We start from the raw sequence: 25,566 nt of genomic DNA on the forward strand, positions 1-25,566 counted from the left end.
ATACCCGGCGCCCTTTTTTCATCGACCATATTTCGAGGACGACAATGGCGAACACGCCGCAAGCGAAGAAGCGCATCCGCCGCAACCAGCGCCGGGCCGAAGTCAACGGTGCCCGCGTGGGCCGTATCCGCACCTTCGTGAAGCGGGTGGAAGCCGCGCTCGCCGCCGGCGACAAGACCGCCGCAGCGGCCGCCCTCGCCGAGGCGCAGCCGGAGCTGGCGCGCGGCGTCGCGCGCGGCGTGCTGCATCGCAACACCGCCAGCCGCAAGTTCTCGCGCCTGACCAAGCGGGTTGCCGGGCTGGCCTGACGGCCGATCACGGTTACTTCGATGTTAAGCCCGCCGGCCATCCCGGCGGGCTTTTTGTCGTTGCCGGCGCTGTAACCAAAGAGTCATGGATTTCCCGCGATTCGCGATGCTCCGGGTAGTGAGTGTTTCGGAATATCCTATATATTTCAGTTAATTGTGCGATTTTCGACGCATTTGCGCGAGTCAACCGTGTTTATTTCGGGATTGTGTCAGCTCCCGCTCTTGATCGACTCACCGGCTTGTTCCTAAACCTTGCCCTGTCGCGATGGCCGCAGCCGCGCGCTCAATGATACATTCTATTCCGACCGTGGTGGGGACCACATCGGGGGACTTTTTTTGTCGGTCAGGAAAATGGCCGCGACGCCTGTGTCGCAGCCGAGGGGAGAGATGTGCGTGGTGGCAACCGGTCGAGGTTCGGAGCAGATGAGCGAAGCGGCGCGTGCCTGGGCACGCGTGCGCTCGAATCTGCGCGAATCGGCCGGGGCGCGGCTGTTCGAGCAATGGCTGAAGCCGATCGAGCTGGTCGAGAGCGGCGACGCCGATTCGATTCGCCTGACCTTGCCGTCGGCGTTCATGACCAACTGGGTCCGCAACCATTACGCCGACCGGCTGCTGCATGAATTCCGCGCGCTGCTGCCCGAGGTGCGCACCGTCGCGATCGAGACCGCGCGGGCGCTGGCCGCGCCCGAAGTGATCGCGCCCGTGGCCGCGCCCGTAGCTCCGGCCGCGCCGGCGCGCGCGGCGGGCGAGCGGCCGGTGCTCGATCCGCGCTTCACCTTCGACCGCTTCGTCGTCGACGCCTCGAACAAGGTGGCGTTCAACGCCGGCCGCGCGCTCGCCGCGCCGGGGCCGGTGCGCTTCAGCCCGCTGTTCCTCCATTCGGGCACCGGGCAGGGCAAGACCCATCTGATGCACGCGATCGCGCATGAGTTCCTCGCCGCCCGGCCGGACGCGCGGGTGATGTTCATGTCGGCCGAGCGCTTCATGTTCGATTTCGTCGCCGCGCTGCGCGCGCGCGACACCTTCGCCTTCAAGGCGCGGCTGCGCGGCTGCGACCTGCTGCTGATCGACGACCTGCAATTCATCGCCGGCAAGGATTCGACGCAGGAGGAATTCTTCCACACCGTCAATGAGATCATGGCGGCGGGCAAGCGCCTCGTGATCTCCGCCGATCGCTGCCCGCAGGCGCTCGACGGGATCGAATCGCGTATCGTCGGCCGGATGGCGATCGGGCTGGTCGCGGACATCAAGGCGCCGTCGCTCGAGCTGCGCCGCGCGATCCTCGATCGCAAGCTGGCGGACCTGCCCGACGCGCGGGTGCCGCGCGAGGTGCTCGACATGCTCGCCGGGCGCATCCGCACCAACATCCGCGAGCTGGAAGGCGCGCTCAACCGCGTCGTCGCTTATGCGCAGCTCACCGGCGACGCGGTCGACCTGGATTTCGCGATCGGCGTGCTCGGTGACGTGCTGCGCGGTGGCCAGCGCCGGGTGACGATCGACGAGATCCAGAAAGCGGTGTCGACGCATTTCGAGCTGAAGCCGATCGACCTCGTCTCCGCGCGCCGCGCGCGCGCCGTGGCCCGGCCGCGCCAGATCGCCATGTACCTGGCCAAGCGTCTCACCACGCGCTCGCTGCCGGAGATCGGCCGCAAGTTCGGCGGGCGCGATCACTCGACGGTGATCCATGCGGTGCGGCGGATCGAGGAATTGCGCGACAGCGACCACGATATCGACGGCGCCGTCCGCGCCCTGATGCACCAGCTCGAAAGCTGACGCACAGGGCAGGTGGGGATCAGGCCGCCCGCGACAGCGCGGGGGCGGGGGTGTTGTTCTGCTCGGTCGCGGCCGCGGGGGCTTCGCTGGCGCTCGCGGTGGCGCGCTTCGGCTCCGGGGCGATCAGCCGGCTGACAACCACGATCGCCGCCAGCGCGAGATAGGCCGCCGCGACGCCCTCGATGCTCCACACCAGCCCGACCGCGAGCGCGACGCGCAGGATATTCGGGTGGAAGCCGAAATCGTCGCCGAGACGGCGGCAGACACCGAAAATCTCGGGCTTCTGGGCGGCGGCGTTGGCGTCGGTGGCGGGCATCTGGGTCGGCTCCATTCGGATGGCGGAGCGGCGCTCCGCGTTATATCCGGCATTAAGCAGGAGCCATGCCAGTTTTATAAGTTATTGAAAATAATGTGTTTATTAAGGAGGGCAAAGGAGGGACGCATCGGAAGCAGGTGGCGCACGCCAATAGTTGGCGAATTTCGCGCGCGCGTTTTCCCACATCGACGGCCCGGTCTTGCGCCAGCCACCAAGCCGCGATCGCGCCGGCCGGTCCCTTGATGCCGCGCCCGCAAATCCGTGGACCCCGGCACGAGGCCGGGTGGCGGAGCGGGCCGGGTCGGCCCGCTCCGTTCGCGCTTTACGCCACCAGCCCCATCGTCTCCTGCGCCGCGCGCAGCGTCGGCGCCGCCAGCGCGCGGGCCTTTTCGGCGCCACGCGCGAGGATCGCGTTGATCGCCGCGCGGTCGGCAAGCAGGCGCTGCATCTCGTCGCGGATCGGGCCGAGCCTGGCCACCGCGAGATCGGCCAGCGCGGGCTTGAACTGGCCGAAGCCCTTGCCGGCGAACTCCGCCACCACGTCCACCGGCGTGCGGTCGGCGAGCGCGGCGAAGATCGTGACGAGGTTGCGCGCCTCGGCCCGACCCTCCAGCGCCTCCCACGTATCGGGCAGCGGCTCGGGATCGGTCTTGGCCTTGCGGAGCTTGTCGGCGATCGTCTCGTCCGAATCGATCAGCTTGATGAGCGACATCTCCGACGGGTTCGATTTCGACATCTTGGCCGAAGCGTCGCGCAGCGACATGATGCGCGGCGCTTCCTTGCTCACCAGCGGCTCGGGCAGGGTGAACAGCTCGCGCTCGTAATCCATGTTGAACTTGGCGGCGATGTCGCGCGCCAGCTCCAGATGCTGCTTCTGGTCCTCGCCGACCGGGACGTGCGTGGCGTTGTAGAGCAGCACGTCCGCCGCCATCAGCACCGGATAATCGTACAGCCCGACCGACGCGCCCTCGCGGTTCTTGCCCGCCTTGTCCTTGAACTGCGTCATGCGGTTGAGCCAGCCGACCCGCGCGACATTGTTGAGCAGCCACGCCAGCTCGCTGTGCGCCGGCACGCGCGTCTGGTTGAACAGGATCGAGCGCTCGGGATCGATCCCGGCGGCGACCAGCGTCGCGGTCATCTCGATCGTGTTGGCGTTGAGCGTGGCGGGCGCGATCCACTGCGTCAGGCCGTGGAGATCGGCGATGAAATACATCGTCTCGCCGCCGGCCGCCTGCACCTCGTCCTGCATCGCCACCCACTGCTTCACGGCGCCGAGATAATTGCCGAGGTGGAGATTGCCGGTGGGCTGGATGCCGGAAACGACGCGCATGATGTCCTTCTATCCTATCGACGGATCAGCCTTCGCGCATCGGCGAGCCGGAACGCGCCGAACAGGAAGGTCGCCGCCACGTAGACCAGCCCGCCCAATGCCACCAGCACGAACATCGCGCCCCAGCGCTCGAGGCTGGGGCCGGTGGTGTAGGGGCGGAACAGGTCGTTGGCGAAATACATCACCGCGCCCATCAGCAGCGCCGCCGCCGCCAGCCGCCACGCGCGGCGGCGGAGCTGCGCGTCGGGCATGAAATGTTCGCGGCGGCGCAGCTCGCGCCACAGCATCCACACGTTGACGGTGGAGGCGAGCGCGGTCGCCAGCGGCGGCCCCATATGGCCGAGCGGCAGGATGAAGGCGAGGTTGAGGACGAGGTTCACCGCGATCGAGATCGTCGCGAAACGCACCGGCGTCTTCGTATCCTGCCGCGCGTAATAGCCGGGGGTCAGCACCTTCACGAGGATGTAGCTCGGCAGCCCGAGCGAGAAGGCGGCGAGCGACTGCGCGGTCGCCACCGTGTCGCCGGGGTTGAACTTGCCGTGCTGGAACAGCGCCGCGACGATCGGCTCGCCGCACACGATCAGCGCGATCGTCGCGGGCAGGGTGAAGAACAGCGCCAGCTCCATGCCGCGGTTCTGCGTCTCCATCGCCGCCGCGTCCTCGCCGCGCCCGAGCTGCGAGGAGATGGTGGGGAGCAGCACCGTGCCCAGCCCGATCCCGATCAGCCCGAGCGGAAGCTGGTTCAGCCGGTCGGCGAAATAGATGTAGCTCACCGATCCCGCCGAGAGCAGGCTGGCGGCAAGCGCGGTGGAGATGACGAGGTTGATCTGCACCGCGCCCGCGCCCGCCGCCGCCGGCCAGATCAGCGACAGCAGCCGCTTCACGTCCGGGTTGAGCGTCGGCCGGCGGATGCGCAGGCGCACGCCCGCGCGGCGGCATGCCCATGCCAGCCACAGCAATTGCAGCGCGCCGGACACCGTCACCGCGATCGCCTGGTTGCGCGCGGTGAACAGCGGCTCGTGTTTGTGGAAGAACAGCAGCGCGACGATCAGCGTGAGGTTGAGCAGGATCGGCGCCGCCGCCGCGACCCAGAAGCGGTGCAGCGAATTGAGGATGCCGCCGAGCAGCGAGACGAGGCTGATGAGCAGCAGATACGGGAAGGTGATCCGCGCGAGCTGCACCGCGAAGGCGAACTGCTCCGGCGTCGCGTCATGGAAGCCGCCCGAGAGCAGCCACGTCACCGGCCACGCCGCGACCTCCATGAGCACGGTCATGCCGATCAGCACGGGCAGCAGCACCGACAGCGCGTCCTGCGCGAAGCCCACCCCGTCGTCGAGGCCGCGCCCGTCCGGGTTCGCGACCTTGTGGTTGAACATCGGGATGAACGCGGCGGAGAAGGCGCCCTCCGCGAACAGGGCGCGGAACATGTTCGGCAGGCGAAAGGCGATCAGGAAGGCGTCGGACGCGAAGCCCGCCCCGACGAATCGCGCGAACAGCGAATCGCGCACCAGCCCGAGCACGCGGCTCGCCAGCGTAAGGCCGCCGACCGAGCCGAGCGCACGGGTCAGGTTCATGGGATCAGCCGGTCGCGGGCAATGTCAGGCGTTGCCGACGGTGCCCGCTTCCTGCGCGCGCGCCTCGGCCTGCTGCAAGTAGAGGCCGTTGAAGTCGATCGGCTCCAGCAGCAGCGGCGGGAAGCCGCCGTCGCGCACGGCATCGGCCACCACGCGGCGGGCGAACGGGAACAGCAGGCGCGGCCCCTCGCCGAGCAGGAACGGCTGCACCGCGTCGAGCGGCACGTTGCGCAGCCCGAACAGCCCGGCATAGGCGAGCTCGACGAGGAAGGCGACGGTGCCGGCGCTCTCGGCGCGGATCTCCACCTTCAGCGTCACCTCATGCACCTCGTCCGCCACCTGCTGCGAGCCGATGTCGAACTGCACGTTGATCTCGGGCGCCTGCTGGCTCTGGTAGATCGCCGGGGCGTTCGGATTCTCGAACGACAGGTCCTTCACATATTGCGAGATCAGCCCGACCTGCGGCAGCGTGTCGGCGCCGTTGGGCAGCGGCTCGTTGCCGGTCGTCACGCCATTGTCCTGTTCGGCCATCTCGAATCTTTCCCCAAATGATGCGATTAAGGAGCGTCGGCGACGCCCGGAAATTGTGTTCCGCGCGCCTAGCAGGCGTATTGCGCCGATTCAACGCCGCGAAAAATTGAATCGCGGGAGCTTAACGCTTATGTTGGGCGTTCAGCGTATTGGAGGCCGGGTGTTCTATATTGTCCTTCTAGCGATGGTTGCCGGGTTCCTGGCATTGCGTCTCTACTCGGTGCTCGGCAAGCGTACCGGGCATGAGCAGCCGTTGCCCAAGCCGGCTGACGATCGCGTTCCCGCCGCCGCGCTGCCGCGCACCATCGACGTGACGCCGGAAGTGCGCGAAGCCGCCGTCCGCCCGATCGAGGGCGGGGCGGAAAGCGGCCTGCGCGCGATCGTCTCGGGCGAACCGGGCTTCGACGTGCCGCGCTTCCTCGAAGGGTCGCAGGCGGCCTATCGCATGATCCTCGAGGCATTCTGGCGCGGCGACGAGAAAGCGCTGGCCGATCTGGTCGAGCCGGACGTCGCCAATGCCTTCGGCGAATCGATCGCCGCCCGCAAGGAAGCGGGCGAGGTGCTGGAGAACCGCCTCGTCTCGATCGAGCGCGCGACGATCGTCGGCGCGTCGCTCACCGGCCGCGACGCGCGGATCACCGTGCGCTTCGACGCCGACATCGCCGCCGTCACCCGCAATGCGGACGGGCAGGTGATCGCGGGATCGACCAGCGACGCGGTCGAGACGCATGACGTCTGGACCTTCGCGCGGACGCTCAAGAGCAGCGATCCGAACTGGAAGCTCGCCGACACCGACGAAGCCTGAGGGAGCGCGGCATGATCCGTCGGGGGGGACTGGCGCTCGTCGGCGCTTTCGCTCTGTCTGTCCTGCTGTCCGCCTGCGTCGGCGGCGTCGCGCCGCCGCCGCGTCCGGGCGGCCAGTCGCCGCCGTCGCGCGGGGGCGAGGTTCCGGTGCGCCAGCCGACTCCCGCCACGCCGCTGCCGCCGGTGGCGCAGGTCACGTCGCCCGGCGCGGGCACCGCCGCGAGCGCCGGGCTGACGCGCGGGCCGGATATCGCGACGCTGCCGATCACCCCCGATAGCGCCGCGCAGGCGCTGGCCGCGTTCAGGCTGAGCTGCCCCTCGCTCGTCCGGCGCGCGGACGTTTCGGGCCTGACCAGCGGCGCGGACTGGCAACCCGCCTGCGCCGCCGCCGCCTCCACCGCGCCGGGCGATGCGCAAGGGTTCTTCACGCGCTGGTTCGAGGCGGTGCAGGTAGGCGACGGCCGCGCCTATGCCACCGGCTATTACATCCCGGAAATCGCCGGCTCGCCGAGCTATCGCGACGGCTATGCCCCGATCTATGCCCGGCCCGACGACCTGATCGACGTCGATCTCGGCCAGTTCTCCGACAGCCTGAAGGGCAGGAGCATCCGCGGCCGTGTCGACGGAACGAAGCTCGTGCCTTATTACGACCGCACCGCGATCGAGCAGGGCGTGTTGCAGGGCCGGGCGCGCATCCTCGGCTATGCGGTCGATCCGGTCGAGTTCTTCTTCCTTCAGGTGCAGGGTTCCGGGCTGGTGCGGATGCCGGACGGGCGCGTGCTGCGCATCGGCTACGATTCGCAGAACGGCCGCGATTATACCGGCATCGGCGCGCTGATGCGGCAGCGCGGGCTGCTCGGGCCGAACCAGCTTTCGATGCAGGGCATCGTCGCGTGGCTGCGCGCCAATCCCGATCAGGGCCGCGCGATCATGCGCGAGAACAAGAGCTTCGTGTTCTTCCGCGTGCTCGACGGGCCGCCGGTCGGCGCGCTCGGCCTGCCCGTCGCCGGCGGGACGACGGTGGCGGCCGATCCGCGCTTCATCCCGCTCGGCGCGCCGGTGTTCCTGTCGATGGACCGCGCCGACGCGACCGGCCTGTGGGTGGCGCAGGATACCGGCGGCGCGATCAAGGGCGCGAACCGCTTCGACACCTTCTGGGGGGCGGGCAATGATGCGCGCGCCATCGCCGGCGGGATGAGCGCGCGCGGCACCGCCTTCCTGCTGCTGCCGGTCGGCACGCTGGATCGGTTGCAGGGAGGGGCGGCCGGTGGCCGGCCGGCGTCTCGACGCTGAGGAGGCGGCGCTGTGGGCGCGGGTGAAGGCCAGCGTCCGCCCGCTTCATCCCCGTCCGCCGCGCGCGGTCGCGAAAGCGCCGCCCGAGCCTGAGCCGGCGCCGCCGCTCCCCGGCAAGCGCCGCGTGGCCACGCCGTTGCCGCGTCCGGCGACGTCCCCGCGCGTGGCGGCCACGCCGGCCGCTCCCGCCCCGGCCACGCTCGACGGCAGCTGGGACCGCAGGATCACGCGCGGGACGGTGCAGCCGGACGCGACGCTCGACCTCCACGGGCACAATCTGCGCTCGGCCCATGCCCTGCTCGACGCCGGGCTGGAGCGGTCGATCGCGCGCGGCGACCGCGTGCTGCTGCTCGTCACCGGCAAGCCCCCGCGCCCCGGGAGCGAGCGGCCGCACGCGCGCGGCGCGATCCGCGCGGCGGTGGCGGACTGGATCGCCGCCTCGCGCCATGCGCCGCACATCGCCGCGCTGCGCAACGCCCATCCGCGCCACGGTGGCAATGGCGCGATCTACGTGGTTTTCCGCCGATCCCGACCTAAACATTAACCTTTATGTGCCAGCAGTAACCTGTGCTGGCGCGATCCCCGCGCCGCCTGGGCGGAGATCGGGAAACCATAATGGCAAGGGGCGAAACGCTGAAGGACAGGGCGGTGATGTTCGCGCTGTGCGCGGGCGGCGTCGCTTTTTTCCTCGCGTTGCTCGTCACTTCCCGCGACAATTTCGGCGCCGGCTCCTATGCCAGCGCGCTCATCCCGGCGATCGTCTGCGCGACGATGTGCTGGGCCGCGACTCAGCGCGCCGTCGCCACCACCGCCGAGGCGATCGACCGCGCCGTGGACCGGCTGGCCGAAGCCGCCAATGGCGAGATCGACCCGCGCGTGCCCGACGAGATCCGCGTCGCCGTCCCGCAACTGGCGACCGCGATGGATCGGCTATTCGCTCAGCTAGCCGACAACCTGGACAGCATCCAGCGGCTTGCGCTGTTCGATCCGGTTACCGGACTCGCCAACCGCACCAATTTCCGTACCGGCGCGGAGCGGCTGTTGGCTGAAACGTCGCGCGAGATGGGGGCACTATTCTTCATTGACCTCGATCGCTTCAAGGCGGTCAACGACACGCACGGCCATGCGTGCGGCGACATGCTGCTGGCGATGGTCGCCGATCGCCTGCGCGGCGTATCGGATCGCGCGGTGGCGGAGGCGGACATCTATCCTCCGCTGATCGGCCGGCTGGCGGGCGACGAGTTCACCATGCTGTTCCCGTTGCTCGCCGATCCGCGCGATGCCGGCTGGATCGCCGCGCAGGTACTCGACGCACTTGCCGCGCCTTTCCCGCTGATGGGCGGGGAGGCTTCGATAGGCGCCTCGATCGGCATCGCGCTGCGCCCCGATCACGGCATCACGCTGCACGACCTGATGCGTTGCGCCGATGCCGCGATGTATTGCGCCAAGTCCGACGGGCGCGGGCGGTTCGAGCTGTATAGCGACGAACTGGCGGAGCAGATGGCCAGCCGCGTGCGCCTCGACGCCGAATTGCGCGATGCGCTCGATCGCGACGAATTCACTTTGGTCTTCCAGCCCGAGGTCTCGCTGTCGGACGGCAATGTCGTCGCGGCGGAGGCGCTGCTCCGCTGGCGCCATCCGCGCGATGGGCTGCGCCTGCCCGGCACCTTCATCGGCCGCGCGGAGGAAAGCGGGCTGATGGTGGAGATCGGCGACTGGGTGCTGGCGCGCATCGCGCGGACGGTCGCGCATTGGGCATCGCTCGGCTTCGCCGGAAGGCTGGCGATCAACGTCAGCGCGCGCCAGATCGATCGTGTCGATTTCTTCACCCGGCTGCGCGCGGCGATGCGCGATGCGCGCGCGCCGGCGCGGCTGCTGGAACTGGAGATCAACGAGACGGTCGCCGCCCATGCCCGCGCCGATGCCATCGCGGCGTTGGCGCAACTGCGCGAGGAGGGCGCGAAGATCGCGATCGACGGCTTCGGCACCGGGCTTTCCAGCGTCGCCCGGCTGCGGCAATTGCCGATCGACCGCATCAAGCTCGATCGCGGCCTGATCGCTGCGGTCGCGCAGGATCATGCGGCGCGGATCATCACCGGCTCGCTCGTCGGGCTGATCCACGGCCTCGGCTGCGAGGCGGTGGCGGAAGGCGTGGAGACACCCGATCAGGTCGAGCTGCTGCGCATCCTCGGCTGTGACGCGATCCAGGGCTATGGTGTCGCGCGGCCGATGGGGGAGGAGGATTTCCTTGCCTGGTCCGCCGCGCTGGCAGATCTCGAACTGGAAATCGAGCCGGAGATCAGGAGCGTGTCGCTCGGGTGATGATGTCGGCGTAGATATCGGTCAGCGTCGCCAGATCCTCGATCGCCACCGCCTCGTCCAGCTTGTGCATCGTCGCGTTGGTCAGGCCGAATTCCACCACCGGGCAGATCGCCGCGATGAAGCGAGCGTCCGATGTGCCGCCGGTCGTCGACAGCGCCGGGGTGAGGCCGGTCCGCGCGAGGATCGCCGCCGAAACCAGCGCGGAGAGCGGTCCCGGTTCGGTCAGGAACGCCTCGCCCGAGATGCGCGCCTCCACCTTCGCCTCCGGCGCGTGGGAATGGACGATCGCCTCGATCCGCCGCGCAAGGGCGGGTCCGTTCTGTTCGTCGTTGAAGCGGATCGACAGCCGCGCGGTGGCACGCGCCGGGATGACATTGGTCGCCGGATTGCCGACCGTGATGTCGGTCACCTCGATATTCGACGGCTGGAACCAGTCATTGCCGTGATCGAGCGTGATCGCGTCGATCTCCGCCAGCGCGGCGACCAGCTTGGGGATCGGATTGTCGGCGAGGTGCGGATAGGCGACATGGCCCTGCCTGCCTGGCACGTCGATCCAGATGTTGACGGAGCCGCGCCGACCGATCTTTATCATGTCGCCCAGCCGGTCGACCGACGTGGGTTCGCCGACGAGGCACATGTCCGGCTTCAGCCCGCGCGCCGCCAGCCGGTCGAGGATCGCGCGGGTGCCGTGGATCGCCGGGCCTTCCTCATCGCCGGTCAGCAGTAGGCTCACAACGCCTTGCGCGGGTGCGCGGGAGACGGCGGCGATGAAGGCGGCGATCCCGCCCTTCATGTCCACCGCGCCGCGCCCGTGGAGCAGCCCGCCGCGCACCTCCGGTGCGAACGCGCCCGAGGTCCAGCCCTCGCCGGGCGGTACCACGTCGAGATGGCCGGCGAAGGCGAAATGCGGGCCTTCCGTGCCGCGCACCGCGATCATGTTCTCGACCGGGCCGTCCGGCGCCTCGCCGACGGTGAAGCGGTCGACCGCGAAGCCGAGCGGCGCCAGCATCGCCTCCACCAGGTCGAATACGCGGCCGGTCGCCGGGGTGACGCTTTCGCAGGCGATCAGCGCTTCGGCGAGCGCCAGCGGATCGAGCGTCACGCCTTGCCCGCCGGCTGCTCGAACTTCTCGATCACCCATTCCTCTTCCTGCGCGGCGGCGATCCAGTCCTGCATGAAGGGATGGTTGAGCACCGCCTCGATATAGCCGGTGGCGAAACGCGCGACGGGCAGCGAATAGGTGACGATCCGCGTGCAGACCGGCGCGAACATGATGTCCGCCGCGCCGAATGCGCCGAACAGGAAATCGCCGTCGCCGCCGAAGCGCGCGCGCGCCTGCGCCCATAATTCCATGATGCGTGTTAGGTCCGCGACCACCTCGTCCGACGGGCGGCGCGGCGGATAGACCTGGCGGATGTTCATCCCGCATTCGCGGCGCAGCGCGGCGAAGCTGGAATGCATCTCAGCCGCCATCGATCGCGCCATCGCGCGTGCGGCATTGTCCTCCGGCCAGAATTTCTCGCGGCCGACCTTGTCGATGAGATATTCGATGATGGCGAGGCTGTCCCATACCACCACGTCATCGTCCCACAGGATCGGCACCTTGCCGGAGGAGGGGGCGAATTCGTCGCCCTCGCGGCGCTTGTCCCAATCCTGATCGTAGAGCGGGACGACCATCTCCTCGAACGGCAGGCCAGACTGGCGGCACGCCAGCCAGCCGCGCAGCGACCACGACGAATAGGCCTTGTTGCCGATGATGAGCTTCATGCGCCGCTGCCCGCCTTCATGTGATGTCGCGGACAGGCGATAGCCTATTTTTCAGCTATCGCGAGAGGAAAGGCGGTCAGCCGATCGCCTCCATCACCGCCGCGCGCAGCTCGGGGATGCCAAGGCCGCCCTCCGACGAAGTGGCGATGATATCGGGATGCGCCGCCGGGCGCTTGCGCGCTTCCTCGGCGGTGCGCTCGGTGACGGCGGCCAAGTCGGTCGCCTTCACCTTGTCCGCCTTGGTGAGGATGAGGCGGTAGCTCACCGCCGCCTTGTCCAGCATCTCCAGTATCTCGCGATCGACGTCCTTGATGCCGTGGCGGCTATCGATCAGCATCAGCGCGCGCTTGAGCTGCTGGCGGCCGCGCAGATAGTCGTTCACGAGGAAACGCCACTTCTTCACCATGTCCTTCGGCGCCTTGGCGAAGCCGTAGCCGGGCATGTCGACCAGGCGGAAGGAGAGGGGATATCCGATGTCGAAGAAGTTCAGCTCCTGCGTCCGCCCCGGCGTGACCGATGTACGGGCGAGCGCCTTGCGCCCCGTCAGCGCGTTGATGAGCGACGATTTGCCGACGTTCGACCGGCCCGCGAACGCCACTTCCGGCACGATCGCTTCGGGCAGGAAATTGAGCGCGGGGGCCGATTTCAGGAACTCGATCGGGCCGGCGAACACCTTTCGCGCGGCCTCTATCTGATCGTCGTCGAACGTCACTTCGATGTCGCCTCCAGCAGCGCCGGGTGGCGCGCGTAGAGCACGCGCTGCTGGATGATCGTGATGATGTTGGTGGTGATCCAATAGACCTGAAGGCCCACCGCGAACGGCGCCATCACGAACATCAGCACCCACGGCATCAGCGCGAACACCTGCTTCTGCGTGTCGTCCATCGGCGTCGGGTTCAGCTTGAACTGGAAGAACATGCTGATGCCCAGGATGATCGGGATCACGCCGATCGCCATGAAATGCGGCGGGGTGAAGTTGAGCAGGCCGAACAGGTTGACGGGCGTGAGCGGATCGGGCGCCGACAGATCCTTGATCCACCCGACGAACGGCTGGTGCCGCATCTCGATCGTCAGCATCAGCACCTTGTAGAGCGCGTAGAAGATCGGGATCTGGAGCAGGGTGGGCAGGCAGCCCGCCAGCGGATTGACCTTCTCCGCCTTGTAGAGCGCCATGATCTCCTGCTGCTGACGCTGCTTGTCGTCCTTGAAGCGTTCCTGGATCGCCTTCATCTTCGGCTGGATCGCGCGCATGTGCGCCATCGACGCATATTGCCGCTGCGCGATCGGGAAGACGAGCGCGCGGATCGTCAGCGTCAGGATGATGATCGCCACGCCGAAATTGCCGACCATGCGGAACAGCCAGTCGAGATAATAGAAGATCGGCTTCTCGATGATGCGGAACCAGCCCCAGTCGATCGCATAGTCGAGCTTCGTCGCGCCCTCCTTGTCGGTGTAGCGGTCGAGCAGCTTCACTTCCTTCGCGCCGGCGAAGAAGCGCGTGGTCTGGGTGATCTCGCGGCCCGGCGGCAGCACCTGCGGCGCGGCGGTGAAGTCCGCCTGATAGCTGGTGTTCGCGCCGGCGCGGAACTGGCCGTCGAAGCTGCGCGCCTGATCGGGCAGCAGCGCGGTGAGCCAGTATTTGTCGGTGAAGCCGAGCCAGCCGCCGGTCGAGGTGAACTTCTGCGGCTCCTTATCCAGATCCTTGAAGTTCGGCGCATAATTGGCGCTGCCGTTGGCGACCGACATCGGGCCGGTGTGGATCGTCCAGCTCGCCGGGTCCTTTGAAACACCGCTGCGATTGACGAGGCCATAAGCGGCCACCGGCACCGCATTGGCACCGCCATTGGCGACCGTCTGCCGGATCGAGAACATATAATCCTTGTCGACCGACAGCTCGATCTGGAAACGCTGGCCCCTGGCGTTGGCGGCGGAGAGCGTCACCGGCTTGCCCGGTGCGAGCGTGTCGGACGAGGCGGCCCAGAGCGTATCGGCGGCGGGCGGCGCGAGGCCGTCGTCGCGCCAGCCGAACGCCGCGAAATTGGCGTCGGTCGTGCCGGCGGGGGAAAGGAGGCGGATCGGCGGCGAATCCTTCGCGATCGTCTCCTTGTAATTGGTCAGCACGAGATCGTCGATCCGGGCGCCCTTCAGGTTGATCGAGCCCTGCATGGTGGGGGTTGCGATCTTCACGCGCGGCGTTTCCGCGAGCACCAGCTTGCGGTCGCGGATCGTGCCGGGTGCGTCGACGGTGGCGGCGGCCTTGCCCTCCACCACCTTGGTCTTGCCGCCCTCGATCTTCGTCACCGCCGGGTTGGCCGGGAAGAAATGGCTCACCAGCCACTGCCCGCCGAACAGGATCAGCACGGCCAGCACCGCGAACAGCACGAAATTCTTGTTGTCTTCGCTCACGTCAGATCCTGTCTCTGGCGATTCGGGTCAGGGCACGGGGTCATAGCCATGCCCGCCCCACGGATGGCAGCGCGCGATGCGTTTGGCCGCGAGCCAGCTTCCACGCGCAGCCCCATAGCGGCGAAGCGCCTCGATTGCATAGGCGGAACACGAAGGTTGATAGCGGCAGGTGGGCGGCAGCACCACCGACGGGCCGATCTGCCACGCGCGGACGAGCAGCACGAGCAGCCGCGCGATCATCGCCGCTTCGCCTTGGCCAGCGCCTTCGCCAGCTCGTCGCGCAGCGTGGCATAGGGGCGCTCGACACCGGTTTGACGGCCGATCAGCACATGGTCCGCGCCGTTGATCCCCTCGGCCGGCATCAGCTCGCGGGCAAGCGCGCGGAAGCGGCGCTTCATGCGGTTGCGCACCACCGCGTTGCCGATCTTCTTCGTCACGGTGAAGCCGACGCGGATCGTCTCGTCGCCGTCCTCGCGCGGGCGGACAAGCAAGACAAAGCCGGGCATCGGCACGCGACGCCCGGCGTTGGCAGCCAGAAATTCCGATCGCCTGGTCAGCCGCGAGAGCGGCCGCCGGTTCAGGCCGACAGCTTCTTGCGGCCCCGCGCGCGACGCGCCCGGATCACCGCGCGACCGCCCACCGTCGCCATCCGCGCACGGAAGCCGTGACGGCGTGCCCGCACCAGGTTGCTCGGCTGAAAGGTCCGCTTCATCGCTCATTCCCGAATCTGAAAAACTAAAGGCCGTCACGCAGGGACGGCCCGAACGGTGCGGCGCATAGGCCAATGCCCGCACCAAGTCAACGTGATCGCGCCCGTTGCTCTGCGCGCCTGCGGGCGTGGCGGCGCAGGGCGCTCGGCCGGCGCATCGTGCGATCGACCAGATGCCCGGTGCGCGGCCAGCGTCGCTTCAGCCGCGCCCAGCGCACCTGCGCCCAGCGCGAGTTGCGCAGGATCAGGATCATGCCGCCAGCGAACAGGAAGATGCCGCCCGGCCCCGGCAACGGTCCCAGCAACGCGGCCCCGACCAGCAGCAGCGCGCCGAGCGTGAGCTGGATGATCCGCGAGACGGGATGGCGCTGGGACATGGGGGGCATTTGGGGCAGGTCGATCCGGTTCGCAAGGCGGTTCAAGAGAGGTTTCCGTTCGTGACGAATCCGGTATGAACGCTTTGTTACCGGGGGAAAAATGGCAGCAATAGTCGCGACGGTCGCGTATATCGGGCTGGAGGCGCGCGGGGTGGAGGTGCAGGTGCAGCTCATTCCCGGCCTTCCCGCGTTCAATCTCGTCGGGCTGGCCGACAAGGCGGTGGGCGAAAGCCGCGAGCGCGTGAGGGGCGCGATCGCCGCGATGGGGCTGGCGCTGCCGCCCAAGCGGATCGCGGTGAACCTGTCGCCAGCCGATCTGCCCAAGGAAGGATCGCATTTCGATCTGCCGATCGCGCTCGGGCTGCTCGCGGCGATGGGCGTGGTCGACGCGGAGTCGCTGGCCGATTACGTGATCGTCGGCGAACTGACGCTCGACGGGCGGCTGGCGTCGTCGTCTGGCGTGTTGCTCGCCGCGCTCCATGCGGCGGAGACGGGGAGGGGGCTGATCTGCCCCGCCGCGCAGGGGCCGGAAGCGGCGTGGAGCGGCTCGATCGAGGTGGTCGCCGCGCCGGACCTGATATCGCTCATCAACCATCTGAAGGGCCAGCAATTGCTCGCCGCCCCCGCACCCGGCGAGGTGGACGAGGCGCGGGCCGGACCCGATCTGCGGCAGGTGAAGGGGCAGGAGGTCGCCAAGCGCGCGCTGGAGATCGCGGCGGCTGGCGGGCACAACCTGCTGTTCGTCGGGCCGCCGGGGGCGGGCAAGTCGCTGATGGCTGCGTGCCTGCCGGGCATCCTCCCGCCGCTCGACGCCGCCGAGGCGCTGGAGGTGAGCATGGTGCAGTCGGTCGCCGGCACGCTGTCCGGCGGCCAGCTCACCCGCGCCCGCCCGTTCCGCAGCCCGCATCACAGCGCCTCGATGGCGGCGCTGACCGGCGGCGGGCTGCGCGTGAAGCCGGGGGAGGTGAGCCTCGCGCATCTCGGCGTGCTGTTCCTCGACGAATTGCCCGAGTTCCAGCGCGCGGTGCTCGATTCGCTGCGCCAGCCGCTCGAATCGGGGGTGGTGAGCGTCGCGCGCGCCAATGCGCATGTCACCTTTCCCGCGCGGGTGCAGCTTGTCGCGGCGATGAACCCGTGCCGCTGCGGGCATCTCGGCGACGCGAGCCTCGCCTGCGCCCGCGCCCCGAAATGCGCGGCGGATTATCAGGCCAAGGTTTCCGGCCCGCTGCTCGACCGCATCGACCTGCATGTCGAGGTGCAGGCGCTGTCCGCCGCCGATCTGGTGATGCCGCCGCCCGCCGAAGGCTCCGCAGAGGTGGCCGCGCGGGTCGCGACGGCGCGGGCGGTGCAAGCCGGGCGCTATCGCGACGTGGCGGCGCGCACCAATGCCGAAGCCGACGGCGTGGTGCTGGAACAGGTTGCGACGCCTGACGAGGCGGGCCGCGCCTTGCTGGCGCAGGCGGCGGAAGCGTTGCGGCTTTCCGCGCGCGGCTATACCCGCGTGCTGCGCGTCGCGCGGACCATCGCCGATCTCGCCGGCGCGGAAGCGGTCGGCCGGGCGCATGTCGCGGAGGCGCTGAGCTATCGGCGGCAGGCGCCGCGAAACTGAGAGACGATTGCGATGCTGATCCGCCCCGCCACCGCCGCCGATGCGCCCGCCATCTGGCCGATCATCGGCCCCACGATCCGCGCGGGCGAGACCTATGCGCTCGATCCGGCGATGAGCGAGGCGGAGGCACTGGCCTATTGGCTGGGCGCGGACAAGGAGACGTTCGTGGCGGAGGAGGATGGCGCGATCCTCGGCACTTATTATCTGCGCGCCAACCAGGCGGGCGGCGGGGCGCATGTCGCCAATTGCGGCTATATGACCGCCGCGGCCGCCGTCGGGCGCGGGGCGGCGCGGGCGATGTGCCGCCATTCGCTCGATCATGCCCGCGCGCGCGGGTTTCGCGCGATGCAGTTCAATTTCGTCGTCAGCACCAACGAGCGCGCGGTGAAGCTGTGGGAATCCGAGGGCTTCGCGATCGTCGGGCGGCTGCCGGCGGCGTTCGCGCACCCGGCGCGCGGGCTGGTCGACGCGCTGGTGATGTTCCGCGCGCTCTAGGTCAGGCCGCCGTCACCGGCTGGCCGACGCTCAGTTTCTCGCCGTGCGTCACGATCACCGTGTCGCCCAGCTTCACCGCGTCGAACAGCTTCTTCGCGAACGGTTCGGGCACGCCGATGCAACCGTGGGTCATATAGCCGTCGCGCACGTTGCTGGCGTGGATCGAGATGCCGTCGTTGGTCAGTCGCAGCATGTATGGCATCGGCGCATCATAGATGTTCGAGACGTGATGCGCGTCCTTCTGCGTGATCGGATAGACGCCGGTCGGGGTGGGTTTGGCGTCCGCGCCGTAGAGGACGGCGGCGGTGCCGATCTCATAGCCGTCGCGGAAGATGCTGAGCACCTGCGCCGCGAGATCGACGGTGATGACGATCCGCCCCGCCTTGGGCGCGCCGTTTTCGTCCCAGTGGAAGTCGCCCATCCGCATCGCGCCCTTGATCGGGAGGACGTGCCGGATCGTATAGGCGCCCGGATCGGGAGTCGCCGCCGCCACCTGCGCCAGAGGCTTCGTCACCGGCGGCACCGCGCGAGAGACGAGGATATGACGCGGCGTCGGCCGGGTCGCCGCGACGGTCACCGACCCCGCGGCGCAGACCGCCGCCACGCCCAGCGCGATATAGGAGGGATGGATCATTCCCGACGCCATAGCGGGAAAGGCGTTGCCATTCCGCTACCGCGCGTCACGCTCCCGCGTCGGTGAGGCGCGCGAGCTGGTCAGGGGTGAGCGTGAGCGTCGTCGCCGGCATCAGCTCGGCGAGTTGCTCCACGCTGGTGGCGCTGGCGATCGGGGCGGTGACGCCCGGTTGCGCCATCAGCCACGCCAGCGCGATCTGCGCCAGCGTCGCGCCGCTTTCCGCCGACACCGCGTCGAGCGCGTCCAGCACCTTGCGGCCCTTGCCCTCCAGCAACTCCCCCAGCCGCCCGCCGCGCACGCTTTTGCCGAGATCGTCGCGTGAGCGGTACTTGCCGGTCAGGAAGCCCGACGCCAGCCCGTAATAAGGCACGACGCCGATATTGTGGTCGATGCAATAATCCTGAAGCTCGCCTTCGAATTTGTGGCGGCTGACGAGATTATATTCCGGCTCTAGGACATGGTAACGCGGCAGCCCGGCGGCCTCCGCCGCCTCGTTCGCGCTCTTGAGCCGTGCGGCGTGGAAGTTCGACGCGCCCAGCACGCGCACCTTGCCGGCGTCGACCAGCTTGCCGAACGCCTCCAGCGCGGCTTCCTGCGTGGTCGCCTCGTCGTCCTGATGCGCGAAATACAGGTCGATGCGATCGGTGCCCAGTCGCTTCAGCGAAGCCTCGCACGCCGCCGCGATTCGCGCCGGCGCCAGCTTCTCGCCGCCTTCGCCCGGCAACATGCCGACCTTGGTGGCGATCAGCACCTTGTCGCGCTTGCCGCCGGCGCGCAGCCATTCGCCGATCACGCTTTCGGATTCGCCGCCCTTATGCCCCGGCACCCAGGCGGAATAGACGTCGGCGGTGTCGATCATCGTGCCGCCGGCATCGACGAAGGCGTCGAGCAGCGCGAAGCTGGTCGCGCGGTCCGCCGTCCAGCCGAACACGTTGCCGCCGAATACCAGCGGCGTGATCTCCAGATCGGTGGCGCCGAGCCGTCGCTTGGTCATTGTCCGTCCTCATCGTTCCCGGCGACCACCGCCGCGCTGACGCTGTTGGCATCGAGCATCGCGGCGGCGTCATTCAACTGCCGTTCCTCGTCGGCGCTCACCGCGCCCGGCGCGGCCGGCTGCGAGGAGCAGGCGGCGAGGAGCGCCAGCGCGATCCCCGCCGCGAGTCTCCCGATCAATTCCTGTCGATCGCGTTGCCGGCATCCTTCAGCGCGTTGCCGGTGGCGTCGCGCGCCTTGTCGGCGCCGTTCCTGATCGCGTCGCCGGCCTTGTCGAGATGCTCGTCGAGCTTCTTGTCGGCCTTGTCCGCGCCGCTCTTCATCTTGTCGCCGGCATTGTCCAGCGCCGCGCCCGCGCTGTCCAGCGCCTGATCGGTCGCGGCCTGCACATCGTCCACCGCGTTGCGGGTGGTGGCGGAAACGTCCGCGCCGATCGCATTGGCTGCTTCCGCGCTCTGATCCTGCGCGTTCTTGCTGCACGCGCCGAGGCTCGCGGCGGCGGCGAGCGCGAGGAGGGTGGTGGCGATACGCTTCATCTCGTCATTCCCTATTCCCGGTAATGGGGCGCACAACGTGGCCCAGCCGCCTTTGCTCCGCAAGCATTGCTCGACGGATAGCGCGTTGACCTCATATAAAGATATCTTTATATCTTCATCTCCATGATCGATGCGCTCGAAATATTCCGTGCCCTCGCCGATTCGTCGCGGCTGCGCATCCTGCGCCTGCTGCGCACGATGGAGCTTTCCGTGGGTGAACTGGCGCAGGTGCTGGGGCAGAGCCAGCCGCGCGTCTCCCGCCATGTGAAGATCCTGTGCGACGCCGGACTGGCCGAGCGACGCAAGGAAGGAAGCTGGGTGTTCGTCGCGCTCGGCCCGGCGGAGGCGGTGGCGCCGGTCGCGGCGGCGCTCGACGGCTGGGAGGCGGCGGCGCCGGACCGGCAGGCGGCGGCCGACGTGGCGCGGCTGGCGGCGGTGCGCGCCGATCGCGCCGCCTCGGCGGCGGCGTGGTTCGAGGCCAATGCCGGGCAGTGGGATGCGATCCGCTCGCTCCATGTCGCCGAGGAGCAGGTGGAGGCGGCGATGCTCGCCGCGCTGGGCGACGCGCCGGTCGGGCGGCTGATCGACATCGGCACCGGTACCGGGCGGATGATCGAATTGTTCGCGCCGCGCGCCGACACCGCGCTGGGCATCGACCGCAGCTCGGAGATGTTGCGCCTCGCCCGCGCCAAGCTGGGCGAGCAGGGACTGGCGAATGTCGAGCTGCGGCAGGCCGACCTCTACGCCCTGCCGATGGGCGACGGCGAGGCGGACGTGGCGATCATCCATCACGTCCTCCATTTCGCGCAACAGCCGGGCGCGGCGATCGTCGAGGCGGCGCGGGTGCTCGCGCCCGGCGGCCGGCTGCTGATCGCGGACTTCGCGCCGCACGACCGCGAGGAATTGCGCGCGCAGGACGCGCACACCCGGCTCGGCTTCTCCGACGCGCAGATCGAGCGCTGGTTTGCCGCCGCCGGGCTGACGCTGGCGAAGGTGGAGACGCTGGCGGGGGGAGAACTGACGGTGAAATTGTGGCTCGGCGTCCGGCAGGGCGCGGCGCTCAGAGAGGTGAAGGCGGCATGACCCTGTCATTCAATCAGCTTGAGGAGGCGCGCCGCGCGCTCGACGCGCCGCTCTATGCCGACGTGGCGGGCGATATCGACGTAAGCTTTGAATTCTTCCCCCCCAAGACGGAGAAGATGGAGGAGACGCTCTGGCACTCGATCGGCACGCTCGCGCCGCTCGCGCCGCGTTTCGTTTCGGTCACTTATGGTGCGGGCGGATCGACCCGCGAGCGCACCCACGCCACCGTCGCCCGCATCGCGCGCGAGACGGCGATCCCGGCCGCCGCGCACCTCACCTGCGTCGAGGCGACGCGCGAGGAGATCGACGCGGTGGCGCGCGAATATTGGGCGGCGGGCGTGCGCCATATCGTCGCGCTGCGTGGCGATCCGCCGGTGCAGGGCGCGCGTTATCAGGCGCATCCGGGCGGCTATGAGAATGCCGCCGCCCTGGTCGAGGGGCTGCGGCGGCTGCATCCGTTCGAGCTGTCGGTCGCGGCCTATCCGGAGAGCCATCCGGATTCGGCCGACGCCGCCGCCGATCTCGATAACCTCAAGCGCAAGATCGACGCCGGGGCGACCCGCGCGATCACGCAATTCTTCTTCGAGCCGGAGACGTTCTTCCGCTTCCGCGATCGCGCCGCGGCGGCGGGAATCGCGGCGGAGGTGGTGCCGGGGATCATGCCCGTCTCCAATTTCGCCGCCGTCCAGCGGATGAGCGCGATGTGCGGCACCGCCGTGCCGCCGTGGATGGGGCGGCTGTTCGAGGGACTGGACGACCTGCCCGACGCGCGCCAGCTCGTCGCGGCGACGCTGACGGCGGAGCTGTGCCGCAAGCTCTATGCCGGGGGGGTGAAGCAGTTCCACTTCTACACGCTGAACCGCGCCGAACTCTCCTTCGCGATCTGCCATCTGCTTGGCCTGCGCGCGAAGATCGGTGCGCAAGCCGCTGCGGCGTAAGGATTTGTCATGAGTGTTCGTGAGCGTTTCAATGCCGAGGCTGCCAGGCGCATCCTGATCACCGACGGCGCGTTCGGCACCGAAATCCAGAACTGGAAGCTCGCCGAGGCGGATTATGCCGGGTCGCTCGGCCTGTCGCGTGACCAGAAGGGCAACAACGACATCCTCGCGCTCACGAAGCCGGAGGTGCCGGAATCGATCCACCGCGCCTATTTCGAGGCGGGGGCGGATATCGCGGAGACCAACACCTTCTCCGCCAACCGCATCAGCCAGGCCGATTACGGCGCCGAGCATCTGGTGCGCGAGATCAACGTCGAGAGCGCCAGGATGGCGCGCCGCGTCGCCGACGAATATCAGGCGAAGGACGGCCGTCCGCGCTTCGTCGCCGGGGCGATCGGGCCGACCAACAAGACGCTGTCGCTCAGCCCGGACGTTAACGACCCCGGCTATCGTGAGATCGACTTCGATTATCTGAAAGACGTCTATCGCGAGCAGATCGACGCCTTGGTCGACGGCGGCGTGGATTTCGTCCTGATCGAGACGGTGTTCGACACGCTGAACGCCAAGGCCGGCATCATGGCCGCGATCGAGGCGGGGGAGGCGCTGGGCCGCGACCTGCCGATCATGCTGTCGATGACGCTGACCGATCTTTCGGGGCGCAACCTCTCCGGCCACACGGTCGAGGCTTTCTGGCATGCGGTGCGCCATGCGAAGCCGATCACGATCGGCCTCAACTGCTCGTTCGGCGCGGAGCAATTGCGCCCGCACGTCAAGGCGCTGAGCGAGATCGCCGACACGCTCATCATGGTCTATCCCAACGCCGGCCTGCCCAACGAGCTTGGCGCCTATGACGAGGCGCCGCCCACCACCGCCGCCCTCGTCGGCGAATGGGCCGAGGCGGGGCAGGTCAATGTGCTCGGCGGCTGCTGCGGTTCCACGCCAGCGCATATCAAGGCGATCGCCGACGCGGTGCGGGGCCTGCCGCCGCGCGCGCTGCCGACCCCGCCGGTGCGGACGCGCCTCGCCGGGCTGGAGCCGTTCACGATGGCGGGCTGACCCATCCGCCGCCGCGACACGCCCCAGCCAAAACGGAATCGAATCGACCGCTCATGACCGCCACCGCATCCTCCACCTTCTTCGTCAACGTCGGCGAGCGCACCAATGTCACCGGATCGGCGGCGTTCAAGAAGCTCATCATGGCGGGCGACTATGCCCGTGCGGTGGAGGTCGCGCGCCAGCAGGTCGAGAATGGCGCGCAGGTCATCGACGTCAACATGGACGAAGGCCTGCTCGACGCGGTCGAGGCGATGACCACCTTCCTCAAGCTGATCGCCGCAGAGCCGGATATCGCGCGCGTGCCGATCATGATCGACAGTTCCAAATGGGAGGTGATCGAGGCCGGGCTGAAATGCGTCTCCGGCAAGCCGATCGTCAATTCGATCAGCATGAAGGAGGGCGAGGAATCCTTCCTGCATTATGCGCGCAAATGCATGGCCTATGGCGCGGCGGTGGTCGTCATGGCGTTCGACGAGACCGGGCAGGCCGACACGCAGGCGCGCAAGATCGAGATCTGCGAGCGGGCCTACAAGCTGCTGACCGGGATCGGTTTCCCGCCCGAGGACATCATCTTCGATCCCAACGTGTTCGCGGTGGCGACCGGGATCGAGGAGCATAACAATTACGGCGTCGATTTCATCGAGGCGACGCGCGAGATCAAGCGGCGCTGCCCGCACGTCCATATCTCGGGCGGCCTGTCGAACCTCAGTTTCTCGTTTCGCGGCAACGAGCCGGTGCGGCGCGCGATGCACTCGGTGTTCCTCTATCACGCCATCCCCGCCGGCATGGACATGGCGATCGTCAACGCCGGGCAGCTCGACGTTTACGACACGATAGACCCCGAACTTCGCACCGCGTGCGAGGATGTGGTGCTCAACCGCGATCCAGAGGCGGGCGAGCGGCTGGTCGCGCTGGCGGAGAAATTCCGGGGCACCGATGCGGCGGCGGAAAGGGCGGCGGAGGAATGGCGCGGCTGGCCGGTCGGCAAGCGGCTGGAGCACGCCCTGGTCAAGGGCATCGACGCTTATATCGTCGAGGATACCGAGGAGGCGCGCCTGTCGCTCCCGCGCCCGATCGAGGTGATCGAGGGGCCGCTGATGGACGGCATGAACGTCGTCGGCGACCTGTTCGGCGCCGGCAAGATGTTCCTGCCGCAGGTGGTGAAATCCGCCCGCGTGATGAAGAAGGCCGTCGCCCACCTGCTCCCGTTCATCGAGGCGGAGAAGGAGGAAGGCGCCAAGGCCAAGGGCCGGATCGTCATGGCGACCGTGAAGGGCGACGTTCACGATATCGGCAAGAACATCGTCGGCGTGGTGCTCCAGTGCAACGGCTTCGAGGTGGTGGACCTCGGTGTGATGGTGCCGTGGTCGACTATCCTCCAGGCGGCGAACGAGAATGACGCCGACATGATCGGCCTGTCCGGCCTCATCACCCCCAGCCTCGACGAGATGGTGACGGTGGGCGAGGAGATGGAGCGCGCCGGCATGACGATGCCGCTGCTGATCGGCGGCGCGACCACCTCCAAGGTCCATACCGCGCTGCGCATCGCGCCGGCCTATTCCGGGCCGGTCGTCCATGTGCTCGATGCGAGCCGCGCGGTTGGCGTCGCGACCACGCTGGTCAGCGACACGCAGCGCGACGATTATGTGACGAAGGTGGCGGAGGAATATGCCGCCGTCCGCCGCGCGCGCGAGGGCAAGGGACAGAACGAGCTGCTGCCGCTGGAGAAGGCGCGCGCCAACGGCTTCAAGGCGGACATGGCGCTGAAGCCGCCGGCGCCGCTCCAGCCCGGCGTCCACGTCTTCCGCGACTGGGATTTGAGCGACCTGCGCGACTATATCGACTGGACGCCGTTCTTCCGCGCGTGGGAGCTGGCCGGGGTGTTCCCCGCCATTCTCGACGATGCGATCGTGGGAGAGAGCGCACGCTCGCTCTACGACGATGCGCAGAAGATGCTCGATCGCATCATCTCGGAAAAATGGCTGACGGCGCGGGCGGTCGCGGGGCTGTGGTCGTGCGCGCGGCACGGCGACGACGTGATCGTGGACCTAAAGAGCGATTTCAACGCCGAGGAACTGAAGGGACTCGATCTGCTCAATCTGGTCGAGGGGACGGATGTGGTGCGCCTGCCGTTCCTGCGCCAGCAGATCGTCAAGCGCGAGGGGCGGCCGAACATGTGCCTCGCGGATTTCGTCGACCCGAAGGGCGACTGGATCGGCGGCTTCGCGGTGTCGATCCACGGCATCGAGCCGCACCTCGCCCGCTTCAAGGCGGCGATCGACGATTATTCCGATATCCTGCTGAAGGCGCTGGCGGACCGGTTCGCCGAAGCGCTGGCGGAGGCGATGCACCGGCACGTCCGCACGACCTTGTGGGGCTACGCCCCCGACGAGCAGCTCGACAATGAGGCGCTGATCCGCGAGCAATATCGCGGCATCCGCCCGGCGCCGGGCTATCCCGCCTGCCCGGAACACAGCCTCAAGACGCAATTGTTCGAGATGCTGGGCGCGCATCAGGCGACAGGCATCTCGCTGACCGAGAGCTTCGCGATGCTGCCGACGGCGGCGGTCTCCGGCTTCTATTTCGGACATCCGCAGGCCGAATATTTCGGCGTCGCGCGGATCGGCGAGGATCAGGTGGCGGATTACGCCGCGCGGCGCGGGGTTGACCTCGACCGCGCGAAACGGCTGCTGCGGCCGAATCTGGATTGAG

Annotated in this window: 28 protein-coding genes; 12 read left to right on the forward strand and 16 right to left on the reverse strand. The window is 68.4% G+C overall.

Annotation, left to right across the window (positions count from 1 at the left end; all coding sequences use genetic code 11):
- The first annotated feature begins 44 nt into the window (after positions 1 to 44).
- Complete coding sequence (rpsT, locus tag F9288_RS10195) at positions 45 to 308, forward strand: 30S ribosomal protein S20 (RefSeq protein WP_174836557.1); 264 nt, start codon at positions 45 to 47, stop codon at positions 306 to 308.
- Positions 309 to 731: 423 nt separating this feature from the next.
- The gene (dnaA, locus tag F9288_RS10200; protein WP_254621157.1) at positions 732 to 2,081 is read left to right on the forward strand and encodes a chromosomal replication initiator protein DnaA; all 1,350 of its coding nucleotides are present in this window, start codon (positions 732 to 734) and stop codon (positions 2,079 to 2,081) included.
- 19 nt (positions 2,082 to 2,100) lie between these two features.
- On the opposite strand, the gene F9288_RS10205 is transcribed toward dnaA, so the two are convergent.
- The 4 genes from F9288_RS10205 to secB form a co-directional block, all read right to left on the reverse strand.
- Positions 2,101 to 2,397 carry a PspC domain-containing protein gene (locus tag F9288_RS10205; RefSeq protein ID WP_174836559.1) on the reverse strand — a complete coding sequence of 99 codons (297 nt, stop codon included), beginning with the start codon at positions 2,395 to 2,397 and terminating at the stop codon, positions 2,101 to 2,103.
- Positions 2,398 to 2,719: 322 nt separating this feature from the next.
- Complete coding sequence (trpS, locus tag F9288_RS10210) at positions 2,720 to 3,727, reverse strand: tryptophan--tRNA ligase (RefSeq protein ID WP_174836560.1); 1,008 nt, start codon at positions 3,725 to 3,727, stop codon at positions 2,720 to 2,722.
- Between the two features lie 14 nt (positions 3,728 to 3,741).
- On the reverse strand, positions 3,742 to 5,301 hold the full coding sequence (gene murJ, locus F9288_RS10215; protein ID WP_174836562.1) for a murein biosynthesis integral membrane protein MurJ: 1,560 nt from the start codon (positions 5,299 to 5,301) through the stop codon (positions 3,742 to 3,744).
- Between the two features lie 24 nt (positions 5,302 to 5,325).
- On the reverse strand, positions 5,326 to 5,832 hold the full coding sequence (gene secB / locus F9288_RS10220; protein WP_174836563.1) for a protein-export chaperone SecB: 507 nt from the start codon (positions 5,830 to 5,832) through the stop codon (positions 5,326 to 5,328).
- 160 nt (positions 5,833 to 5,992) lie between these two features.
- On the opposite strand from secB, the gene F9288_RS10225 reads away from it, so the two are divergent.
- The 4 genes from F9288_RS10225 (at position 5,993) to F9288_RS10240 (ending at position 10,251) form a co-directional block, all read left to right on the forward strand.
- Entirely contained in the window at positions 5,993 to 6,637 is a 645-nt protein-coding gene (locus F9288_RS10225) for a Tim44/TimA family putative adaptor protein (RefSeq protein WP_174836565.1), read from the forward strand.
- Between the two features lie 11 nt (positions 6,638 to 6,648).
- Entirely contained in the window at positions 6,649 to 7,929 is a 1,281-nt protein-coding gene (locus F9288_RS10230; protein WP_174836567.1) for a murein transglycosylase A, read from the forward strand.
- Positions 7,904 to 8,473 (forward strand): Smr/MutS family protein, encoded by a 570-nt coding sequence (locus F9288_RS10235; protein ID WP_174836568.1) that lies wholly within the window; start codon positions 7,904 to 7,906, stop codon positions 8,471 to 8,473. Before F9288_RS10230 ends, F9288_RS10235 begins: the two co-directional genes overlap by 26 nt.
- Before the next feature lie 71 nt (positions 8,474 to 8,544).
- Positions 8,545 to 10,251 (forward strand): bifunctional diguanylate cyclase/phosphodiesterase, encoded by a 1,707-nt coding sequence (locus F9288_RS10240; protein WP_174836570.1) that lies wholly within the window; start codon positions 8,545 to 8,547, stop codon positions 10,249 to 10,251.
- On the opposite strand, the gene dapE is transcribed toward F9288_RS10240, so the two are convergent.
- From dapE to F9288_RS10280, 8 genes are all read right to left on the reverse strand, one after another.
- Positions 10,229 to 11,392 (reverse strand): succinyl-diaminopimelate desuccinylase, encoded by a 1,164-nt coding sequence (dapE, locus tag F9288_RS10245; protein ID WP_174836572.1) that lies wholly within the window; start codon positions 11,390 to 11,392, stop codon positions 10,229 to 10,231. The two genes, F9288_RS10240 and dapE, sit on opposite strands and share 23 nt — an antisense overlap.
- On the reverse strand, positions 11,350 to 12,018 hold the full coding sequence (locus F9288_RS10250) for a glutathione S-transferase family protein (RefSeq protein ID WP_174836574.1): 669 nt from the start codon (positions 12,016 to 12,018) through the stop codon (positions 11,350 to 11,352). Before F9288_RS10250 ends, dapE begins: the two co-directional genes overlap by 43 nt.
- A 76-nt stretch (positions 12,019 to 12,094) precedes the next feature.
- Positions 12,095 to 12,730, reverse strand: coding sequence for a ribosome biogenesis GTP-binding protein YihA/YsxC (gene yihA / locus F9288_RS10255; RefSeq protein ID WP_174836576.1), 636 nt, complete (start codon positions 12,728 to 12,730; stop codon positions 12,095 to 12,097).
- On the reverse strand, positions 12,727 to 14,424 hold the full coding sequence (gene yidC / locus F9288_RS10260) for a membrane protein insertase YidC (RefSeq protein ID WP_174836577.1): 1,698 nt from the start codon (positions 14,422 to 14,424) through the stop codon (positions 12,727 to 12,729). Before yidC ends, yihA begins: the two co-directional genes overlap by 4 nt.
- Before the next feature lie 27 nt (positions 14,425 to 14,451).
- Positions 14,452 to 14,664, reverse strand: a complete 213-nt coding sequence (gene yidD, locus F9288_RS10265) for a membrane protein insertion efficiency factor YidD (RefSeq protein ID WP_174836579.1) — start codon at positions 14,662 to 14,664, stop codon at positions 14,452 to 14,454.
- Positions 14,661 to 15,005 carry a ribonuclease P protein component gene (rnpA, locus tag F9288_RS10270; RefSeq protein WP_302675333.1) on the reverse strand — a complete coding sequence of 115 codons (345 nt, stop codon included), beginning with the start codon at positions 15,003 to 15,005 and terminating at the stop codon, positions 14,661 to 14,663. Before rnpA ends, yidD begins: the two co-directional genes overlap by 4 nt.
- Entirely contained in the window at positions 15,002 to 15,136 is a 135-nt protein-coding gene (rpmH, locus tag F9288_RS10275; RefSeq protein WP_028056723.1) for a 50S ribosomal protein L34, read from the reverse strand. The genes rnpA and rpmH overlap by 4 nt, the downstream gene beginning before the upstream one ends.
- A gap of 86 nt (positions 15,137 to 15,222) precedes the next feature.
- Positions 15,223 to 15,555 (reverse strand): hypothetical protein, encoded by a 333-nt coding sequence (locus F9288_RS10280; protein WP_254621159.1) that lies wholly within the window; start codon positions 15,553 to 15,555, stop codon positions 15,223 to 15,225.
- Between the two features lie 55 nt (positions 15,556 to 15,610).
- Between F9288_RS10280 and F9288_RS10285 the strand changes: the two genes are divergently transcribed.
- Both F9288_RS10285 and F9288_RS10290 read left to right on the forward strand, forming a co-directional pair.
- Complete coding sequence (locus F9288_RS10285; protein WP_174836580.1) at positions 15,611 to 17,119, forward strand: YifB family Mg chelatase-like AAA ATPase; 1,509 nt, start codon at positions 15,611 to 15,613, stop codon at positions 17,117 to 17,119.
- A 12-nt stretch (positions 17,120 to 17,131) separates the two neighbouring features.
- Positions 17,132 to 17,614, forward strand: a complete 483-nt coding sequence (locus tag F9288_RS10290; RefSeq protein WP_174836581.1) for a GNAT family N-acetyltransferase — start codon at positions 17,132 to 17,134, stop codon at positions 17,612 to 17,614.
- A 1-nt stretch (position 17,615) separates the two neighbouring features.
- Here F9288_RS10290 and F9288_RS10295 read toward each other — a convergent pair whose 3' ends face one another.
- From F9288_RS10295 to F9288_RS10310, 4 genes are read right to left on the reverse strand one after another with little or no spacing between them, the layout of a single operon-like run.
- Positions 17,616 to 18,248, reverse strand: coding sequence for a L,D-transpeptidase family protein (locus F9288_RS10295; RefSeq protein ID WP_254621160.1), 633 nt, complete (start codon positions 18,246 to 18,248; stop codon positions 17,616 to 17,618).
- Between the two features lie 46 nt (positions 18,249 to 18,294).
- A complete protein-coding gene (locus tag F9288_RS10300) occupies positions 18,295 to 19,242 on the reverse strand; it encodes an aldo/keto reductase (protein ID WP_174836585.1) in 948 nt (315 codons plus the stop codon).
- On the reverse strand, positions 19,239 to 19,421 hold the full coding sequence (locus F9288_RS10305) for a hypothetical protein (RefSeq protein WP_174836586.1): 183 nt from the start codon (positions 19,419 to 19,421) through the stop codon (positions 19,239 to 19,241). The genes F9288_RS10300 and F9288_RS10305 overlap by 4 nt, the downstream gene beginning before the upstream one ends.
- Positions 19,418 to 19,777 carry a hypothetical protein gene (locus F9288_RS10310; RefSeq protein WP_174836588.1) on the reverse strand — a complete coding sequence of 120 codons (360 nt, stop codon included), beginning with the start codon at positions 19,775 to 19,777 and terminating at the stop codon, positions 19,418 to 19,420. The genes F9288_RS10305 and F9288_RS10310 overlap by 4 nt, the downstream gene beginning before the upstream one ends.
- A 123-nt stretch (positions 19,778 to 19,900) precedes the next feature.
- Between F9288_RS10310 and F9288_RS10315 the strand changes: the two genes are divergently transcribed.
- The 4 genes from F9288_RS10315 to metH are packed head-to-tail and all read left to right on the forward strand — an operon-like array spanning position 19,901 to position 25,565.
- Positions 19,901 to 20,860: a metalloregulator ArsR/SmtB family transcription factor gene (locus tag F9288_RS10315; RefSeq protein WP_174836590.1), complete on the forward strand. Its 960-nt coding sequence runs from the start codon at positions 19,901 to 19,903 to the stop codon at positions 20,858 to 20,860.
- The gene (metF, locus tag F9288_RS10320; RefSeq protein ID WP_174836592.1) at positions 20,857 to 21,798 is read left to right on the forward strand and encodes a methylenetetrahydrofolate reductase [NAD(P)H]; all 942 of its coding nucleotides are present in this window, start codon (positions 20,857 to 20,859) and stop codon (positions 21,796 to 21,798) included. Before F9288_RS10315 ends, metF begins: the two co-directional genes overlap by 4 nt.
- A 9-nt stretch (positions 21,799 to 21,807) precedes the next feature.
- Positions 21,808 to 22,854: a homocysteine S-methyltransferase family protein gene (locus tag F9288_RS10325; RefSeq protein ID WP_174836594.1), complete on the forward strand. Its 1,047-nt coding sequence runs from the start codon at positions 21,808 to 21,810 to the stop codon at positions 22,852 to 22,854.
- A 53-nt stretch (positions 22,855 to 22,907) separates the two neighbouring features.
- Positions 22,908 to 25,565: a methionine synthase gene (metH, locus tag F9288_RS10330; protein WP_174836595.1), complete on the forward strand. Its 2,658-nt coding sequence runs from the start codon at positions 22,908 to 22,910 to the stop codon at positions 25,563 to 25,565.
- Position 25,566: the final 1 nt, after the last annotated feature.

Source organism: Sphingomonas sp. CL5.1, from assembly GCF_013344685.1.
Lineage (GTDB): Bacteria > Pseudomonadota > Alphaproteobacteria > Sphingomonadales > Sphingomonadaceae > Sphingomonas.

Coding starts and splice junctions, on each gene's coding strand:
- dapE (WP_174836572.1), bottom strand. CDS start 11,392: ATGGGTGATCGAGAAGTTCGAGCAGCCGGCGGGCAAGGCGTGACGCTC.
- F9288_RS10300 (WP_174836585.1), bottom strand. CDS start 19,242: ATGACCAAGCGACGGCTCGGCGCCACCGATCTGGAGATCACGCCGCTG.
- secB (WP_174836563.1), bottom strand. CDS start 5,832: ATGGCCGAACAGGACAATGGCGTGACGACCGGCAACGAGCCGCTGCCC.
- metH (WP_174836595.1), top strand. CDS start 22,908: ATGACCGCCACCGCATCCTCCACCTTCTTCGTCAACGTCGGCGAGCGC.
- murJ (WP_174836562.1), bottom strand. CDS start 5,301: ATGAACCTGACCCGTGCGCTCGGCTCGGTCGGCGGCCTTACGCTGGCG.
- F9288_RS10285 (WP_174836580.1), top strand. CDS start 15,611: ATGGCAGCAATAGTCGCGACGGTCGCGTATATCGGGCTGGAGGCGCGC.
- F9288_RS10240 (WP_174836570.1), top strand. CDS start 8,545: ATGGCAAGGGGCGAAACGCTGAAGGACAGGGCGGTGATGTTCGCGCTG.
- dnaA (WP_254621157.1), top strand. CDS start 732: ATGAGCGAAGCGGCGCGTGCCTGGGCACGCGTGCGCTCGAATCTGCGC.
- F9288_RS10230 (WP_174836567.1), top strand. CDS start 6,649: ATGATCCGTCGGGGGGGACTGGCGCTCGTCGGCGCTTTCGCTCTGTCT.
- F9288_RS10250 (WP_174836574.1), bottom strand. CDS start 12,018: ATGAAGCTCATCATCGGCAACAAGGCCTATTCGTCGTGGTCGCTGCGC.
- rpmH (WP_028056723.1), bottom strand. CDS start 15,136: ATGAAGCGGACCTTTCAGCCGAGCAACCTGGTGCGGGCACGCCGTCAC.
- F9288_RS10315 (WP_174836590.1), top strand. CDS start 19,901: ATGATCGATGCGCTCGAAATATTCCGTGCCCTCGCCGATTCGTCGCGG.
- F9288_RS10205 (WP_174836559.1), bottom strand. CDS start 2,397: ATGCCCGCCACCGACGCCAACGCCGCCGCCCAGAAGCCCGAGATTTTC.
- trpS (WP_174836560.1), bottom strand. CDS start 3,727: ATGCGCGTCGTTTCCGGCATCCAGCCCACCGGCAATCTCCACCTCGGC.
- F9288_RS10290 (WP_174836581.1), top strand. CDS start 17,132: ATGCTGATCCGCCCCGCCACCGCCGCCGATGCGCCCGCCATCTGGCCG.
- F9288_RS10310 (WP_174836588.1), bottom strand. CDS start 19,777: ATGAAGCGTATCGCCACCACCCTCCTCGCGCTCGCCGCCGCCGCGAGC.
- yidD (WP_174836579.1), bottom strand. CDS start 14,664: ATGATCGCGCGGCTGCTCGTGCTGCTCGTCCGCGCGTGGCAGATCGGC.
- F9288_RS10325 (WP_174836594.1), top strand. CDS start 21,808: ATGAGTGTTCGTGAGCGTTTCAATGCCGAGGCTGCCAGGCGCATCCTG.
- F9288_RS10295 (WP_254621160.1), bottom strand. CDS start 18,248: ATGATCCATCCCTCCTATATCGCGCTGGGCGTGGCGGCGGTCTGCGCC.
- rpsT (WP_174836557.1), top strand. CDS start 45: ATGGCGAACACGCCGCAAGCGAAGAAGCGCATCCGCCGCAACCAGCGC.
- metF (WP_174836592.1), top strand. CDS start 20,857: ATGACCCTGTCATTCAATCAGCTTGAGGAGGCGCGCCGCGCGCTCGAC.